The 18,407-nt window shown below is 45.0% G+C and carries 10 protein-coding genes and 1 rRNA gene; all 11 read left to right on the top strand.

The window, feature by feature from the left end; all coding sequences use genetic code 11:
- Positions 1-7 precede the first annotated feature (7 nt).
- A complete protein-coding gene (locus tag C400_RS0123235) occupies positions 8-649 on the top strand; it encodes a hypothetical protein (protein ID WP_017428406.1) in 642 nt (213 codons plus the stop codon).
- Between the two features lie 16 nt (positions 650-665).
- A complete protein-coding gene (locus C400_RS0123240) occupies positions 666-1,931 on the top strand; it encodes a TRAFAC clade GTPase domain-containing protein (protein WP_017428407.1) in 1,266 nt (421 codons plus the stop codon).
- Positions 1,928-4,957 (top strand): GAP1-N2 domain-containing protein, encoded by a 3,030-nt coding sequence (locus tag C400_RS0123245; RefSeq protein ID WP_017428408.1) that lies wholly within the window; start codon positions 1,928-1,930, stop codon positions 4,955-4,957. The genes C400_RS0123240 and C400_RS0123245 overlap by 4 nt, the downstream gene beginning before the upstream one ends.
- Before the next feature lie 209 nt (positions 4,958-5,166).
- Positions 5,167-5,634 (top strand): MarR family winged helix-turn-helix transcriptional regulator, encoded by a 468-nt coding sequence (locus tag C400_RS0123250; protein ID WP_016821155.1) that lies wholly within the window; start codon positions 5,167-5,169, stop codon positions 5,632-5,634.
- A gap of 91 nt (positions 5,635-5,725) precedes the next feature.
- A complete protein-coding gene (locus tag C400_RS0123255; RefSeq protein WP_017428409.1) occupies positions 5,726-7,102 on the top strand; it encodes an MFS transporter in 1,377 nt (458 codons plus the stop codon).
- An 85-nt stretch (positions 7,103-7,187) separates the two neighbouring features.
- On the top strand, positions 7,188-7,757 hold the full coding sequence (locus C400_RS0123260) for a hypothetical protein (RefSeq protein WP_017428410.1): 570 nt from the start codon (positions 7,188-7,190) through the stop codon (positions 7,755-7,757).
- 69 nt (positions 7,758-7,826) lie between these two features.
- On the top strand, positions 7,827-7,976 hold the full coding sequence (rpmG, locus tag C400_RS0123265) for a 50S ribosomal protein L33 (protein ID WP_013370941.1): 150 nt from the start codon (positions 7,827-7,829) through the stop codon (positions 7,974-7,976).
- A 510-nt stretch (positions 7,977-8,486) separates the two neighbouring features.
- Positions 8,487-8,732, top strand: coding sequence for a type B 50S ribosomal protein L31 (locus tag C400_RS0123270; protein ID WP_016821159.1), 246 nt, complete (start codon positions 8,487-8,489; stop codon positions 8,730-8,732).
- A gap of 847 nt (positions 8,733-9,579) precedes the next feature.
- A complete protein-coding gene (locus C400_RS0123275; RefSeq protein WP_017428411.1) occupies positions 9,580-13,056 on the top strand; it encodes an S-layer homology domain-containing protein in 3,477 nt (1,158 codons plus the stop codon).
- Positions 13,057-13,082: 26 nt separating this feature from the next.
- Positions 13,083-17,642 carry an S-layer homology domain-containing protein gene (locus C400_RS0123280; protein WP_026065502.1) on the top strand — a complete coding sequence of 1,520 codons (4,560 nt, stop codon included), beginning with the start codon at positions 13,083-13,085 and terminating at the stop codon, positions 17,640-17,642.
- 602 nt (positions 17,643-18,244) lie between these two features.
- Positions 18,245-18,407 (top strand): 16S ribosomal RNA (locus tag C400_RS0123285); the annotation flags it as partial.

Raw genomic sequence — 18,407 nt, forward strand, 5'->3', positions numbered from 1 at the left:
GGAACTTATGCAGTATAGGGATGCACAGCCCGATGATCCTGTGATTTCGGAGCTGAGCCACAAAATTGACGACAACCGGGTTGTGTTACGCTGGCAGTGGCCTGAAGGCGCAGCCGTGGTCTATATTGCCAAACAATCAGCTGATACAGGTGCGAATGGACAGAATGAAGCACCGACTTCTGAACTGAAGCTTTTTACACGCGAGGAATATAAGGCCGCTGGCAGCTATCGTGACCGAATTGAAGGCATTGGACGTGTGCGGTATACCGTGTATCCAGCTGTTCGGGAGGCTGGTGAAACCTTTGTAATCCGCCAGCAAGACGGAGCCAACCAACTGGAGTTGAGCACAGGTAGGGCTAAAATCAAATATGCGGTTCACCATAAAAAAAGCTGGTTTCGCAGCCGCAAAACAGTCCAGATTCAGGTGACAGCCGAAGTTCCTGTTCCGCAGGAGGCGCTTTGCTACGTGAAGAAGCGCGGTGGCTATCCGGCAGACCGGGACGATGGAACCTTGTATGCGTTCACGGCACCCTTTGCCGCAGGACGGAATGTTTTACCCGCTATTGAAGTGGGGGGAGATGAGTATGTGCGGCTGTTTTTTACGGACGGTCAGAAGTATGGCACGATATATGAATTAGTCCCTGAATGAAAGGAGGCCACAACCGATGAGTTTTCTTAGCAATTTATTCAGAAGAAAGCCACAGGCCGAGCCACGGCCGTTATTCTATGATATTGTGTGCCCTTATTGCTTTAGTAAATTTTCACCAGAGGAAGTGGTATTCCGTGCTTCTCATCACCGCGAAGATGATGAGGATTACGCTTTGGGTGAAGATGAGCTGTTGAACAAATATCGGGAGCGTTTTGGTTTGGATAGTGTGCATGATATGGAGGCAATTCTTCATCCCTATGATGTACCTGAGGAGCATCGCTTGTATTCAGATCATGTGCTGACAGGTCTGACGGACCGTTACGGTGAGCTGACGCGTCACCGACTGTGCCCACACTGCCATAACGAACTGCCTGTAACCGCAGGCAAGGTGCCGAGTAATATCATTTCGATTATTGGAGCTTCACAGGCGGGGAAATCTGTATATATGACCTCCCTGATTCACACGCTGCAGCATGTGACGGCCGACCATTTTGACGCGGCTTGCATGCCGCTCAATGCAGAGATCAGCCGCAAGTTCCGAACGATGTATGAGGAACCACTGTTTGAACGTGGCGATCTGCTTACATCGACGCAAAAAGAAAAGATGCAGGAGCCTTTTATTTTCCAGTTTGTATTTAAGGATGAGGAAAAGCCACCACTGACTTTGGTATTTTTTGATGTAGCTGGTGAGGGGATGGTCGATCAGGACTATCTGGGACTGCATGGACAGCATATTAAAAATTCTGCGGGTATTCTTTTTATGGTCGATCCACTACAAATCCGTTCTATCCGGGAACGTATTAAGATTAATCTTGGCGATAAGCCTGGTGAATGGGTCTCGCAATATGATGAGCCGCGTGATGTCGTACTTACGATGTTCGGTGACTTTATCGCATACCAGGAAAAAGGCAAGACGGACATTCCAACCGCTGTGGTCCTGACCAAAAGCGACATGCTTACTGCGCTGGCAGATGAAGAAGGCACGTATATCAAGACGAACAGCAATATTTTTAATCCAATGGAACATCGCAAATACATGGATTTGGATGAGTTCTCGAACATTGATGGCGAAGTTCGGCGCTTTATCGAGAAGGTGGATAAGCCTTTCAAGGGCACAATGGATGTATATTTTACAGATACAGCCTATTTCGCGGTTTCTGCTCTAGGTAGCAATCCGGTGGAGCAAAAGCTGCAAGGGTTGGTTAGTCCGATCCGTGTAGATGAGCCATTCATTTGGCTGCTATACAAGTTGAAGTACATCGAGGGGAGAGAATCACAGTGAGTTATCCTACCTCTCGTATGATACAGCAGCAGATGTACACACGGGAACGGCGTGGTATTTTCCGTTCTACCGAAGGCTTTGATACCGTGGCTAATTCCAAAGGACTGGATACTTCATTTATTAAAAAGGTGTTGCATCCTTTATGTGTGTATGATGCGCCTGCGGCATTGACAGCGCGTGGTGAGAAGCAGGAGAGTGTCTATCCGGAAGCTTTACATCTGGTACGGACAGAGTCCGGGGATGTAGTGCTCGGACGCAGTATTTATAAAGCAGCGGATTTCACTGGGCTGCGGAGCGCATTTTTTACGCATAACTATGTGATTCCGGCCGGACATGGTGAGTCTCCATCTGATTATAAGCAGTGGCTGAACACTTCGTTTGTCGATACCTATGATATTGAGCAGGGAACGGAATTACCGGAATTAGAGCGTCTACCTGGTGGTAGTGTATTTCCCGCTGTTGACCCGTCTGCAGTACTGGCTCAATTGCAGCTGAGCGAAGAAGTGTTCAAGCAGCTCTTGTACGCAGTCATGATGTCAGCCGCGGGTCGCAAAAAGGTATATGTAGCGCTGAATGTGCCAGCAGAAGTGGTAGCATCCTCAGCCAAGCAACTGCTGGGTGTGTTGTACGCGGCACTGCCTTATGCATTTCGCAACAGACTCGGATTTCTTACATATGCGCAGGAACCGAACAGCAGAAAAGGCATTCACTTAATGTTTGTTGAGCCTTTCAGCTTGCGTCCCGGTGATCGGAATGTAGAAAAGGACTTTGTATTTGACCTCTCTAACAATAGTCGAATACTGAATGTGGATGCAGAACAGGTGAAACAGCCTTATTTTGACTGGATTGTCCGTACGCTATTGAATGGCGGGGCTGCGGACGATTTTCTCAAATTTGCCGAGCAAATGCTGACAGGCATGGAGGCAGGACGTGAACTAATGCCTTCCAGCTATCATGAGCTCATTACGCTGTACAGAATTGAACAGGGAGAGCGGTCATTATACAACGAGCAGCGAATCACTGTGTTACGAAGCTTGACTGATTATTTATCGCCATCTGATGCGCTACCACGTAAAATGCGGCTGAATGATCTGTTTCTTTCATTTTTTGATCATGAGTTTGATCGGGTGAAGGATGGACATATTCCAGATGTAGGGCTGGTCGATTGCTTCAAGGACTATTATAAAGTTCATGCACGCAGCAGCGAAAATCGGCTGGTAGAATATTTAATCCGTTCGCTAAACAATGCTTATACTGCCAGGAATACGGAAGCAGTCACATATATTTATCATACGATTGAAGAGAATCCGTCATTAGGCAAGGTCTATTTTACGAAAGTACTGGGTAATCCGGCACTCACCAAAATGCTGTTCATTCCCTACATGGACAGTCAGATGAAAAGAACGCCTGATGTAAAGGGCCTGTTGGCCGTGGTGCATGAATGGGGCAGTCGGTATATCGAAGTGTCGGCGAATGCCGACTTTCAGCTTTTGGCCGAATCTGCATTGATGGGCAAGCTACGTGCTGAGAGAAAGCCGGTAGAGGCTGTGGCTGCCATTCACGAACGCTTGCGTCAATGGGACAGTAGTTCTGCCGTGGGCACACTGTCCCCGCTGGAGCAATCTGGATTGACAGAGCGCTTACGGGAAGCAGCGGATCGGTATTTGCTCACTGAAGTAGAGCTTAAAGAAATTTCACCTGATCAGGTCGTACAGATTCCGTTTTTCACACGGCCCGATTTGGTACAGTGGGTTGGAAAGTTGCCTGCTCCTCTCAAGGGACAAGCCGTGCGATTGATTGCGGCTTATGATTGGTTTAACACGGAGGACCCGGAACCATCGGTGCTAGACGGTCTGGAGCCAAGCGAAGTAGAAAAGGTGCAAGATTGGGCTTATGGTTGGCTGCCCCAGCAGCTTGCAGAAGGCCATTTTGCCCGTCTGTTGCCAGCTTTCTATCGTTCTGATGGTACTGGCGAGGGAATACTGGATTTTGCTCGCCTGGTCAGTTCGATCCGCAAATGGGCGAAGGATAACGATACGATGTACCGCTTTATCCGCTGGTCGGAGGAACACGCTGAGTTTGCTACTCCACGTGGTGGTTTTGAGCCAGCCTATCGGCGTGCGTTGCTTTTATTCTTCCAAAAGGAAGGACGAGAGGGACTGCATAAAAAGACGCTTTGGCGTCAATATTTTGAATCTGCTAAGCCTGTGTTTAAAAATTTCTATTTGGCAGCAAAGCGTGAGACAGATACGCCTTTGGTCAAAACGCTTCGTCGTTTCCGCAAAGGCGGGGTGATTTCCGGGATCGTATTAATCATTATTGCAGGTACATTAGGCGGCCTGAAAGCAACCGGGGTAATCGGATCTGTTGACACACCAACGCCTGCCGCTGCTCCAAAGCCTGTACAACAGCCAGTAGAGCCTATAGTGCCGGTAAAAGAGGAGCCTACTGCAATAGTGACACATGTACCTAATACCAAGTCCACTACGAAAATGGTCAAGCTGTTGTTTGCGTTTCAAACATCGGCAGAGCAGGCAGAATTTAAGCCTAAAAAACTCGTCATTGTCGGCGCGGATCAACAGGAGCACTCATACGAAAATTTTACGCTTGCTGAACAGAATGATAAGGAAGCAGCCAGTAAAGCTAACAATGGTTCGTCCGGTGACGTTAACACTGAGGGAGCTACCACCAAAAGTAAGACAGCAGACAGAGAATCCACAGGTGGTGGTTCTACAGATCTGAACGGTACATCCAGCGGAAAAACCGCTGATCAGACTGGAGCAGTGACAGACAACACAGATGGAGGCGCGACTTCAGAGATATCAACTGAGGGTAGCGGTATAGCAACTGATAAAACCACGACCAGCACGTCCGATAATGGTACAGGAATAACGGAATATGACCTCGACAAGTATCCTTATCGTACGTTGTTGACCATTTGGCAACGGCTAGAGCTAAATGATGCTAGCACGGTTACCGTTGATGGGAAAGATTATCCGCTAGTTCAAGTGAAAACTGCGGACTAAGCAACTATAGACAGTAAAAAGACGGGTTCCTTTCAGGGCCTGTTTTTTTGCTATGTATAAGTATATATAGAATGTATTCGTTATTTTGAAACTGGCTGTATTTAATAGACGATCATTTTACGAAGGTATTGACACCAAATAGGCGGCTGATTAAAATTAGTTGGAATTCAAACTATTAAAATTCGATAGATATGGAGGTTAGCAGTAAAATGGGAAGTGAGGTGTACCCCGTTTGTCTTCCATGGGAGGAAGAGAGCACGATGTATTTAATTAAATGGATTTTCACCACCGTCCGGCGTGAGATTGAAACAGCACTGCGCCCTTTGGGGCTTACCTCCCCACAATCGCAGACGCTCTATATACTGGCGATGTCGCCTGGAGTCACCAATACGGATTTGGAAAAGCTATTGCTTATTGATAAATCAAGTGTTACCAGCCTGGTTAACGGGATCGTTAAGAAAAACTGGGCAGTACGCCAAAGTCATCCGGAAGATGCGCGAATGAAGCAAATCTATTTGACCGAGGAAGGCTTGGAGATTCACAAGGTAGCCGAACGTACCATTGAGCAAATTAAAAGCTCCGTAGGCAAAACGTTATCTGTCGGAGAGTCAGAGGCGCTGCGCGGTTTGCTCAAAAAAATTCTTCACGATTACCGTCCTGCGAATACCTGCGTTTGAACGGATAAATAGAAAAATGTGCCCGGATGGGGAATCCATAAGCTATAAAAAGTCACCTAGATAAGGTGTTAACAGGAGAGGGAGAAACCAAATGATAAAAGAACAAACTTATCCCAATGCGGATAAGCTTATGCGTGTTTTGGCCTTCACACTTGTTTTTTCAGTGATGAACGCTTTTATGTTTAATGTAGTAATGCCTGTGATCCGGGAGGAATTTCATATTAGTGCCTCCGATGTAAGCTGGCTGCTGACGGGTTATATGATCGTGTATGCGGTTGGCTCGGTGACCTACGGTAAGCTGGCAGATAAGTATCGTCTCAAGGATTTGCTGACATTTGGGATTATCTTTTTTGCACTAGGCTCGCTTATTGGGCTGTTGGCCAATCAATTTTGGATGTTAATTGTAGCTCGTTTGCTTCAGGCCACAGGGGCTGCTGTTATTCCGGCAACTGCTATGATTGTTCCTGTTCGTTATTTCTCGGCTGAAAAAAGAGGGCGAGCTTTGGGCGTCACAGCAATCGGCTTAGCATTAGGCACTGCACTGGCTCCTATTATTTCTGGTTTGATTACAGGCTTTGCGAGCTGGCGTTTTCTGTTCGTCATTTCCATGCTGCCACTGATCGCTTTGCCGTTCTTTCGCAAATACTTGGACGATCAGCGAGGAGAGGATCAGAAGTTTGATTTTCTGGGTGGATTATTGCTGGGTGGAACAGTGGCCTTCTTGTTGCTTTCCATTTCACAAGCCAATATGTTATTTTTTCTGATCGGTGTGGTTTTATTTGGACTGTTTATATGGCGCATTAATACTGCCCACGATCCGTTCATCCAGCCGAAGCTGTTCCGTAACAAGCAATATTCATATGGGCTTCTTATCGCTTTTTTAGGGACGGGGATTAGCTTTGGATTGCCTTACTTGGCACCACAGTTTCTGAATAGTCTCAACCAGCTTACACCAGCAACGATTGGACTGATTATGTTTCCCGCTGCTATTGCGTCAGCTCTATTAGGAAAAAAAGGGGGGCGCTTGGCCGATAGCAAAGGGAATTCAGTTCTGGTGTATACAGCCGTATCGCTATTATTTATCTGCTTTATCAGCTTGTCCACGTTTGTAGGTGCGTCTCCGTATCTGATTTTGTTTTTGCTTATTTTCGGGAATGTAGGTCAGACCTTTATGCAGATTGCCATGTCCAACACAATTTCTCGTACTTTGTCGAAAGATCAGATTGGTGTTGGAATGGGGCTGTTATCTCTGTTGAATTTCATTGCCGGGGCGATCACAACAAGTATTTTGGGCAAAACGTTAGATAGTTCCTCGTCCTTTCATTTGAATCCTGTTGTATCTAATGTCCAGGTGTTCAATTTTAGCAATATATTTACGGTGCTTGCGCTGATTGCACTTGTGACGATGGGGCTTTATGCGTTGCAGTTCCGGCGAGGGGCACGTGGCAATAGGCCTGCTGTCGAATAAGGATAAACATTTTATGTAAGCTCATGCCATAACAAGGGTATAATATAGAAGGAGAAATTTTCTATGGAAGGACGGAGTGCCCAGCATGACAAGAAACCTTCAATATGTACCCTATGGTTATGAACCACCAATCGAAACCTACAAAGGGACTATGGTCTACTATGATACGTTTGAGCAGACTACAGCCAGTGAGCTGGAGCTTTTTGCCGAAACGGGGGCTGCACTATCTTTTACAAAGTTGGTGCTGTATCCACTACATGAAGAAACCGTCAGAAGAATGTGGAAGCAGCCAGTACGCTCGTATTATAAGCGGGTCGACGAGCTGGGAGAGTGGCAGCGAGAGCAGGCTTTGAGTGCTGTTGTGATTGAGAACTGGGAAGGTAAGCGAAAAAAGTATACGCCGATTGAAGCAGCCATTCGTTTTTTGGCGGAAAAGTATGCAACTCCGCTTTTTTTGTATATGAGTCCTGAAACTGCTAATTTGTGCGCTTCCTATGTATCCTTTGGAGAATGGATTAGAAACGTCAGGTTGGTGCTTTCGAGTGAACCCTTGGAACTTCATCCTAAGCTAGTACAGTACCGTAATCGCTGGAACACGGTAAAAGAAGCAACAAACCGCGACTCCAAGGTTGACAAAGAGGAGCATGAATTATAGAATAGAACTAATCGTAAAAATTACTATTGTAATTGTATACCATGTATTCCAATTGAGGAGGAAGAACAAATGCGCGTTATTGTTACCTTGGCATGCACCGAATCCGGTGATCGCAACTATACAACAACCAAGAACAAAAGAAATCATCCGGAGCGTATTGAAATGAGAAAATACTCTCCGCGTTTGAAAAAGTACACGATTCATCGTGAAACTAGATAATTTGTGGTTTGCTGCATAGCAACCTAAATGATTCTGCTTCGTGAGCGGAGCCTGTTAAGTTTGCATAAAGCCTATGTTATGGAACCGGCGAAAACTTGAATTAGTCCAGTGGACAGAGTGTCCAAAGTTAAAGCTAGCACCTAAGAGGACGGCTTCTTTTCATGGTTGTTTGATAGATGCTAAGCTACATGGCACGCTTTGCCTTTTGAATCGATAGCACGGGGCCACCGAGTTCTCCTATGCTGATGTCAGCATGCAGGACGAGCCGGAGAACCATTCACAATATGCTTATATAACGATGGAGGCTAACGAAAGATACGGAGCGTTCGTGTAATGGGCGATGCAATATATACGGCATCGTTCGCTTGTCGTTTACGACCTTGAGCGCAACTGTTACGATCTGTCGTCTTTTTTTCTGAGACATAACCGCTCTTTTTGCTAACTGATGGAGCATTGCTGCAGTACGTTTGAGTTTGAAACTAAAACTACATGAAAGATTAGGTGAAACAAATGAAAAAAGATATTCATCCAACATTGAATAAAGTTATCTTTTTAGACCCTAGCTGTGGATTCTCTTTCCTGAGTGCTTCCACTAAGTATTCGCAAGAAACGATGGAATGGGAAGATGGCAACACATACCCAGTTATCCGTGTAGATACTAGCTCCGCTTCCCACCCGTTCTTCACTGGTAAACAAAGAAACGTGGATATCGGTGGACGTGTGGATCGCTTTAACAAAAAATACAACCTTAAGTAAGACTCTTCGAAAGCTAGGTTTACGGATTATGTTGATAATTCGTAAACCTAGCTTTTTTGTTATCTACGGACTAGTTACGTCCGAAAACAATGCGAATAACAAATGTATTTTGCGCCTCAAATGTAACACTCTTTTACTAGCTTTAAGTAAGCTTAATCAAGTAAACCCGATTGTCATTGCCATGTGGCTCACTTCTCCTCTGGAAAAAACCGTAGATCGCATCACGCACGTTTTGCTCAAACTGCACGTTGTTCCAATCCCAACACTGTTAATCGGTACCGCTTATCCTGATTGTTTGATAACATGCTCATTTTGCAAGTGCCAAAGTGTAATAAGAACATGAAAGCAGCAGTTTCCCCGGAACGGTACGAGAAGTTGCAGCTTTCCAATGTAAAATGAACGCGCACAATTGTCAACAATGCTAATCTTGGCAAACTAATCATTTTATAATGTAATTCTATACTTCGAATAAGATTGTCTTACTTAAAAATAATCGCAGGTATCTAGCCTGCGATTATTTTTTTATAGAAAAAGAGTCGCGGTTAAGAGAGGATTTCGATAAATCACACGCGGAAATGAGTTATTTGAAGAATAGTATTGGGGACTTAATGCAACTAGCATCATTATAATAACTTTTGTTCAGAATTGGTTCAGAGCTTTCATATATATTAATTGAAACGACATAAATCACTTTTTTTTCGACAAATATATGAATAAAAATTAATATAAACGCATTATTTATCGATAAATTCAGTGAACAGGCTTTATTAATTTTGAATTATGTAAAAACATTTCGAAGATCGAATAGGATCGTTTTACTCAAAAGTAAAATTAGGAGGTACAACCATTGAAGGTTTATTCACTTAAGTGGGCAGCCGCTCTTGTTGCTCTTCAGGCGACGTTTGGTACTTCTGCTTACGCTGCAACGCCTGCCGATAATTTGTTTTCAGATACATCCTATGTGACGAGTGATAAAATGGCGGCTATTCAAGAAGCTGTACGCCAGGGACTTTTATCGGGTGATCCCCAAGGAACCTTTCGCCCTACAGCAACATTAACTCGTCAGGAGCTCGCAGTATTATTGGTCAGAGCCTTAAAATTGGACCCTATTTCGAGTTCTTCTACTTTTAAAGATGTGCAAAGTAAACAATTTGCTGCTCCATATATAGAAGCCGCACAAAAAGCTGGATTTCTATCCGGGGATGGATTAGGAAATTTCCGTCCAAACGATCCTGTTACACGTGAAGAGCTGGCAGCCGTGTTTGTTCGTGCAGTCGGAGGGGTTAATGCAGAGGGCGGATCAAGCATTTTGCCAAAAGATCAATCCTTGGTAAGCCGATGGGCAGCTGGATCGGTAGATACGGCACTTCGTCTGGGTTTAATTGATATTCATGACAGCAAGCTCAATCCCACAGGTGAAGTAAAAAGGGAGGATATTGCTCCTCTTCTGGTGGATATATTCAAAACTCAAGAGCAAACGGCCACGATCAATAGCGTTGATGGAGACATTGTAACGATTGATAATGTTCCCTATTTAATAGAAGGAAAATTGAAAGAGTTGATCGGAAACTCTAATAAAGATGCGTTAAAGGGAGCTATATTAAAGTTTAATTCGCGCAATCGTAATGTGGATGGGCTGCAACAATTGGAGATCGTGCAAAAAGGTGTTGTGTTAAATACCAATGGTCTACCGGAAAGCAGCCTGCTTCGAATTTCAGGTGATGATGTTCAGATTAAAGGAGATATAAAAGGAGTAATCGAGCTTAACGATGGTGTCTCTAATATCCAATTGAATGGAAATGCAAGCCAACTTACTGTGAATTCCAGCAATGGTATTTCTATTAAAGGAACAGGGACAATTGGGGAGCTTAAAGTTGCCAACGCAAATGCTAAAGTGACATTGAATCCGAATTTTAAAGTTGAAATGATTCAGCTGCCTAAAGATGTATCTGTTTCACAAGTTATCCAAAATTACAATGAAGTACAAAAGCAGATTGGAAAAATTCAGTCGGCTGACGGGACGGTTCAAGAAGTGACTACAACTACGTCGAGTAGCGTGAAATTTTCCTCTGGAGGTGGAGGTGGAAGTTCAACAAATTCAGTGAATAACCATGCACCAGGCGTTACTACCAGGTTTACTGATGTTGCGTTAAGTACAGCAGATGAGCCTAAAAAGATTAATCTGGCAAATAGTTTTACTGATACTGATGGAGACACTTTGACTTACACAGCAGAATCTTCAGCTACGAACGTAGCGACGGTATCAGTGAATGGAAGTCAGCTGACCCTCACACCGGTGAGCGCAGGAACAACCAAGGTCACGGTTACGGCGAACGACAGCAAGGGCGGGACCATAAACGGCCAGTTCAACGTGACAATCACGCCAGTGATTCCAGAAGCCGTGAATCATGCGCCGACGGTGGAAACGTCGATCAGCAATGTAACGACAGGAGTTGCAGACGGCATCAAGACGGTGAGCCTTGCAGATGTGTTCGCAGACGAAGATAGCGACGCATTGACATTCACTGCAACTTCAACGAATGCGGGCGTGGCGACAGTAGCAGTAAACGGAAGCGACCTGAAAATAACACCAGTAAACGCCGGCACAACCACGATTACGGTAACGGCAGATGACGGAAACGGCGGCACGGTGGATACGCAGTTCAACGTGACAATCATGCCGGTGATTCCAGAAGCCGTGAACCATGCGCCGACAGTAGAAACGTCGATCAGCAATGTAACGACAGGAGTTGCAGATGGCATCAAGACCGTGAGCCTTACAGATGTGTTCGCAGATGAAGACAGCGACGTACTGACATTCACCGCAACCACAACAGATACGGGCGTGGCGACAGTAGCGGTAAACGGAAGTGACCTGAAAATAACGCCAGTGAACGCCGGTACAGCCACGATTACGGTAACGGCAGATGACGGAAACGGTGGCACGGTGGATACGCAGTTCAACGTGACGATCACACCGGTGATTCCCGAAGCCGTGAACCATGCGCCGACGGTGGAAACGTCGATCAGCAATGTAACGACAGGAGTCGCAGACGGCATCAAGACCGTGAGCCTTGCAGGTGTGTTCGCAGATGAAGACAGCGACGCGCTGACATTCACTGCAACTTCGACGAATGTGGGCGTGGCGACAGTAGCGGTAAACGGAAGCGATCTGAAAATAACGCCAGTGAACGCCGGTACAGCCACGATTACGGTAACGGCAGATGACGGCAATGGTGGCACAGTGGATACGCAGTTCAACGTGACGATCACACCGGTGATTCCCGAAGCTGTGAACCATGCGCCGACGGTGGAAACGTCGATCAGCAATGTAACGACAGGATTCGCAGACGGCATCAAAACGGTGAGCCTTGCAGGTGTGTTCGCAGATGAAGACAGTGACGTACTGACATACACCGCAACTACAACAGATACGGGCGTAGTGACGGTAGCGGTAAACGGAGGCGATCTGAAAATAACGCCAGTGAACGCGGGTACAGCCACGATTACGGTAACGGCAAATGACGGAAACGGTGGCACGGTGGATACGAATTTCACTCTAACGGTGACTCCTCCACCCGCTGTTAATCATGCTCCTGTTGTTCAAAGCGCGATTAATGATATTTCTACAGAAGCGGGTGCTATGGACACAACTATCGGACTTGCTTCAACTTTTGCAGATGAAGATTTGGACTTGCTAACGTATTCTGCTGATTCATCGAACCCTGGCGTAGCAACGGTTTCCGTTACCGGTGACCAACTGAGTATTACTCCGCTTGCATTAGGAAGTGCTACAGTAACAGTCACCGCAGATGATGGGAAGGGGGGAACCGTTCAAACGATCTTCCAAGTCACTGTTGGAGAAAAAAAGGGACTTTTCTTCTCTGAGTTGGCATGGGGGGAGAGCGACTCTATGATGCAGATTATTGAGCTCTATAATGCAGGTTCTGAGGAATTGGATGCTTCAAAAATTAGAATTGAACGCAGTAACGGTGGAAATTCGATTGAGATAAGTCAAGACGCTGGTGCTTTTATTCCAGGTGGAGCTACTTTTGTGATAGGAGATACCATGTTTTTTGGTGATGTGTATGTAGATTACTCCACGGGTATGGAATTTTATAACGATGATTCAGCACCTGTCACTTTATCACTCTATTACGATAATCAGTTGATTGATACGGCGGTGTTTCAGCCTCATACCACTATAGCTAGACAATCCGGTGTTACCCATGGAAATGCAGGCCACTACGAGGAAAGTGAATGGATTGATGAAGGAATCGATTATACGGATAATATCGGTATCTTTAGCAGCGAGGAGCCATAATGAATAAAAAGAATAGAGGGAACATCATGAGTTCTAAACCCAATAAATGGCTGATAACATTAGCCTTAGCTGCACTGGTTGCTCCAACGGCTTTGCAGACGATTGCATCTGCTGCCAGTGATGCATCAAACGGAGCAGCTCTGGCCAGCCTGCCTTTTAAAGACATCAATAATGTTGCTTCTAAGCAAAAGACAAGCATCCTCCAAGCCATTGAAGCTGGGCTTCTGCGTGGAGACCCATCCGGATCTTATCGGCCAACGGATTTGTTGACTCGTCAAGAAATGGCGGTTCTATTAACTCAAGCTCTGCAACTCTCTATTTCTAAAGCAGCAACCAGCAGCTTTGCGGATGTAGACTCGAAAAGTTGGTCGAGTCCCTATATTGAGGCTGTACACCGTGCAGGACTCATGAATGGAGACGACGGTAACAAATTCAGACCCAAAGCGGTAGTGACCAGAGAGGAGGCGGCAGTACTGCTTATGCGGGCCGCCGGGCTTCCTATCACAGCTGACGCCACGGAGTCTGCTAAACTTACTGATTGGAATCGGGTTAGCCCGTGGGCACGGCCTTACGTAAATACGGCTTTACAGTCGGGTTCCATGGAGACGGATCAATCCGCTTTCAAACCTAAATCGTCTGTTCAACGTCAAGATATAGCCCAGTATATGATGTCTACCTTTTTCCCTAAGGACCATGTTGTCCAACTCCAAAAAGTGGAGGATGGAAAGGCTTGGATTAACGGGATTGAATATAAACTTTCGGATTCAGTTAAAGGAATCTTGCAAACCTCTAACCAGGAGATTCTCAAAGGAGCAGATATTCAATTTGTAGCATCACAGCGGACCATTGAATCGATCACCAAACTAGTCATCCATGCGAGCGGGCAAGCCCCGATAGGGCAAGCTTCCGAATTCAGTGGTAATCTTGTATTAGATGGTCATAACTCTACGATTGACGGAGATTTAACTATTGACGGTGATTACATTTCAGTTATGAATTTGAATGTCAAAAATAGTTTTACAGTTTCGTCAAGTCTTGAACATGATTTCTATGCCTCTAAATTTACGGTACAAGGAAAAACATATATTCAGGGCGGTGACCAGAACACCGTATTATTTGATGCATCTGAGGTGAAGGATGTCGAGGTATCCAAACAGGATGTCCACGTAGTCATTCAAGGAAATTCGACGGTGGATCAAATGGCATTGACTTCCAATGCAACGTTTGAAAATGATTCATCCTCAACGATACAGCATTTGAATGTTCTTGCCGGTGCCCAGCAGGTAGAGTTGCAGGGGACTATTCAGCAAATGTCGGTCAACAGCGATCAGTCCGTAGCTCTGACAGGCAAGGCCTCCATTAATACATTGGCTGTGAACAGTTCCACCCCGGTCAGTCTGGAGGTAGCTGGAACCATTTCAAATTTACAAGTAAATAACTCTGCAGCAAATATTAGTGTAAGCTCCTCCAGCCAAGTCACGAATACTTCATTTGCAGCAGGTGTGTCCTCTTCGACGGTATCAGGAGTCACTACAACTTCTTCTGGCAGCTCACGTTCTACGGTTGTGACCAATACAGCGCCGAAGTTAGTGACCAAATATGACGATCAGGCCGTAACGGTGGGCGATTCTGAACTTCAAATTGACTTGCTTGGTCATTTTACGGACGAGGAGCAGTCCGAGCTCAAATATACGGCAGTGTCGTCTAGTACAAAAATCAGTACAGTTCGAGTAGAGGGAACAAATCTATTTATTAAGGCTGTTGGCAAAGGGACTGCAACCATTACGATTGCCGCCGATGACCAGGCCGGGAAAAAAGCGGGAACGAATTTCAAAGTTCGTGTCAATGAGTCTCCTGTTTCATCGGGTATCCCTGATCAAAGCAAGCAGTTGGGGAGCGGCGACGTAAACTTATCTTTGGGATCGTTTTTTACGGATTCTGAAAATGATCCCATGACCTATGAGGTTGCGATCGATGATCCTTCCATTGCCACCTTTATCCTGACTGGTGATCAATTGGTATTAACTCCGGCAACTGTAGGACATGCCCAAGTTACCGTCAAGGCATCCGATGGTCGTGGAGGCAGCGCAAGCCAGTCGTTTCAATTGGCGGTAACTGCAGTACCTAATCAAAATCCGGTTGTAAATCAGAAGCCAGGCAACCAAACGCTTACTGTTGGCGATGCGGACTACATCCTGGATTTATCCCCGGTATTCCTTGATCCGGATAGCAACCCGCTAACCATCTCGGCAGAATCCTCGGATCCATCTATTGCGACGGTCTCTGTTAACGGAAACCAGGCTACGGTTCATGCGGTTTCCTCAGGAACAGCAAACATCCAGCTAAAAGCGGCAAATGGCCTTGGAGGCGAGGTTAAGACCAATTTTGATATTACCGTTAATGAACCTCCGGCATCCTTGGGAATTCCGGATCAAACGAAACAAATCAATTCAGGCGACATTCAATTATCTTTAAACAACTTCTTTACCGACCATGAGCAGGATACGTTATCATACAGCATTGATATTTCCGATTCTTCGGTTGCGACTGCAGTGTTGAATGGGGACACGCTTACCATTACACCATTAAAGATTGGCAGCACAGTAGTATCCGTTAAAGCATCTGATGGCCATGGAGGCAGCACAAGCAAGTCATTCCAAATGGAAGTAACCGCTGTTCCTAACCAAAAACCGGTTATAGATCAGAAGCCTGATAATCAGACACTGATTTTAGGCAATGCAGATTATATCCTGGATTTATCTTCTGTATTCCACGATCCCGATGGCGATCCTGTGGATGTTTCGGTAGAATCGTCGAATTCATCAGTTGCTGCTGTATCCGTTAACGGAAACCAAGTCACCGTCCATGCAATTTCTTCAGGAACAGCAACGATTCAGCTTAAAGCAGAAGATGGTCGCGGGGGCGAGGTCACTACTGATTTTGATGTTACTGTCAATGAATCCCCAGTTTCGTCAGGGATTCCGGACCAGATAAAAGAAATAAATACAGGCGATATTCAATTGTCCTTAAACGATTTCTTTTCCAGTCCTGATAGCGATATTTTAACTTACGATGTTAGTGTTTCTGACTCGACTGTTGTGACGGCTGACGTTTATGGGGATATGCTCACTCTTACACCGTTAACGATCGGTAGCACATTAGTATCGATCAAAGCAACAGGTGACCGGGGAGGGCAAGTGATCGAAACTTTTAAAGCCACTGTCACGGCTGGAACTCCGGAGAATCAGAATCCAGTAGAAACTAAACCTGCCGACCAGTCGCTTACTATAGGTGGTGAGGTTTACTCACTCGACTTAGGTTCCGTTTTTACTGATCCTGATGGAGATACGTTAACTTTTAAGGTCACCTCTTCTGATCCGTCCGTTGCTTCGGCGGAAATCGCTGGAGCTCAATTGAAAATTCAGGCACTAAGTGCAGGAACGACAAGCATAGAAATTACGGCTATGGATGGTCGTGGAGGGGAAACTTCAACCAGCTTCCAGGTCAGCGTCCAATCATCCGGCTTGCCTAACCCGTCTTCTAATCAGCCGCCTCAAGTAGATGCGGTCATTTATGAACAAGTGTTGACTGCAGGAGTTACGAATGCAAGAAGCTACGACTTATCTCAATTGTTCAGTGATGCTGACGGGGATGCCCTGACGTTTACTTCTACTGTTGAATCAAGCGGTATGGTAAATGCAGAGGTTAACGGATCAACGCTGACTCTTACTCCAGGTAATCAGGCAGGAAGTACCAAGGTAACGATTACTGCGGATGATGGGCATGGCGGAAAAGCCACCTATAATTTTCAGGTAACGAATGCCCCTCTTGCAACGAATGGAATTATTCAAATCCGGACTAAGCAAGGGGTCAAAGATCCGATTACTTATGACATGTCAACAGTGTTCCCAGGTGAAACTTCATTTAAAGTCTATTCGGGTACGGCAGATTCTACCTTTACTGGACCAACCCCTCTTAATGGGACGGTTTGGACGTGGAACGGGGGTGTTTTTCAATACTTCTGGGTAATCGGAGCAAACGGATCTGCTACTGTATTTCAAGTGATCTCAAATCCTCAAGGACCGGAGGAACTGTATTTTTCTCAGTATCTATCCTTGGATAAAACCCGTACTGCCATTGAGCTGTTTTACAATCCGGTAGGAGATACTTCTAAGCCTATAGAAAATGCAGGATACTCACTTGAGATTCATCAATACAATTTAGCTACAAATACTCCTAAAGTGTGGAGCCAGCCTATTAATTCGTTTTACAAAGGCATACCTTATATATATATCGATTCCATCTTTTATGACTTTTTCGATATTATTCCTGCGACATACTATAATGATGAGATAATGTTATTAGAGACAGATAAAAACGTAACGACAGGCTATGTTCTGAAAAAGAACGGCGTAACGATCGACGTCTTAGGTGATCCTGACGGCAAAACGCAATTTATGCCGAATAACGGGACTATTATCCGAAAATCGGGGATTAAGTCCGGTTCCTCCTCTTATAACCTTCCGGGAGAGTGGAACTCTTATCCAAGTGGAACGCTCCAATATTTTAGTCATCATACTCCATAACATTTTGTGGAATTAACGGGAAGCCGGCGATTTTTTCGTCGGCTTTTTTCTTATATTTTTTCAGATTTTAATCCTCTTATTTTGTGCTTCCTTAAAAGGCAGTAGAAGTGCATAACCATTATCGGTTTTGGAGTTTGTTTTTGATTTTAAATTAAACTTAAATTTTTTTTTAATAAAACACTTGCTAAATGATTTCATTATGTGATATATTCTTATTCCGGCCAATTAAATAAGATGTTTTGCCGGGTAGCTAATAAGCAGAATGGATTTGAAGGAAGAAGTACTTCTCGAAAAAAAAGTTATTGCAAAATTAGTTCTAATGTGATAATATATAAAAGTTGCTGTTGAGATTGATTTGACAGCAAGAGAAAGTGTTTGATCTTTGAAAACTGAACAACGAGTGAGTACGGATTTTATTTATAAAATCCAATGCTGAAATTTTGGTACATGCCATCTGGCTGTATGAAATGGAAGCAAAAATGAGATATTTTATCTCGTCAGTTTTAAAATGAGCTAATCGCTCTTTCTATATTGTTTTATATTCGGTTCTTCTCCTTGGAGTGGATGAAGATAAAACAGGTTGACGTTACTTTGTAACGTCTTTAATGGAGAGTTTGATCCTGGCTCAGGACGAACGCTGGCGGCGTGCCTAATACATGCAAGTCGAGCGGGGTTAGTTAGAAGCTTGCTTCTAACTAACCTAGCGGCGGACGGGTGAGTAACACGTAGGCAACCTGCCCACAAGACAGGGATAACTACCGGAAA

The organism is Paenibacillus sp. ICGEB2008, from assembly GCF_000307675.1.
Classification (GTDB): Bacteria; Bacillota; Bacilli; order Paenibacillales; family Paenibacillaceae; genus Paenibacillus; species Paenibacillus polymyxa.

Bases quoted from the DNA above. Each gene is read 5' to 3' on its own strand.
- C400_RS0123235 (WP_017428406.1), top strand. From the start codon at position 8: ATGCAGTATAGGGATGCACAGCCCGATGATCCTGTGATTTCGGAGCTG.
- C400_RS0123240 (WP_017428407.1), top strand. From the start codon at position 666: ATGAGTTTTCTTAGCAATTTATTCAGAAGAAAGCCACAGGCCGAGCCA.
- C400_RS0123250 (WP_016821155.1), top strand. From the start codon at position 5,167: ATGGGAAGTGAGGTGTACCCCGTTTGTCTTCCATGGGAGGAAGAGAGC.
- C400_RS0123255 (WP_017428409.1), top strand. From the start codon at position 5,726: ATGATAAAAGAACAAACTTATCCCAATGCGGATAAGCTTATGCGTGTT.
- C400_RS0123260 (WP_017428410.1), top strand. From the start codon at position 7,188: ATGACAAGAAACCTTCAATATGTACCCTATGGTTATGAACCACCAATC.
- rpmG (WP_013370941.1), top strand. From the start codon at position 7,827: ATGCGCGTTATTGTTACCTTGGCATGCACCGAATCCGGTGATCGCAAC.
- C400_RS0123270 (WP_016821159.1), top strand. From the start codon at position 8,487: ATGAAAAAAGATATTCATCCAACATTGAATAAAGTTATCTTTTTAGAC.
- C400_RS0123280 (WP_026065502.1), top strand. From the start codon at position 13,083: ATGAGTTCTAAACCCAATAAATGGCTGATAACATTAGCCTTAGCTGCA.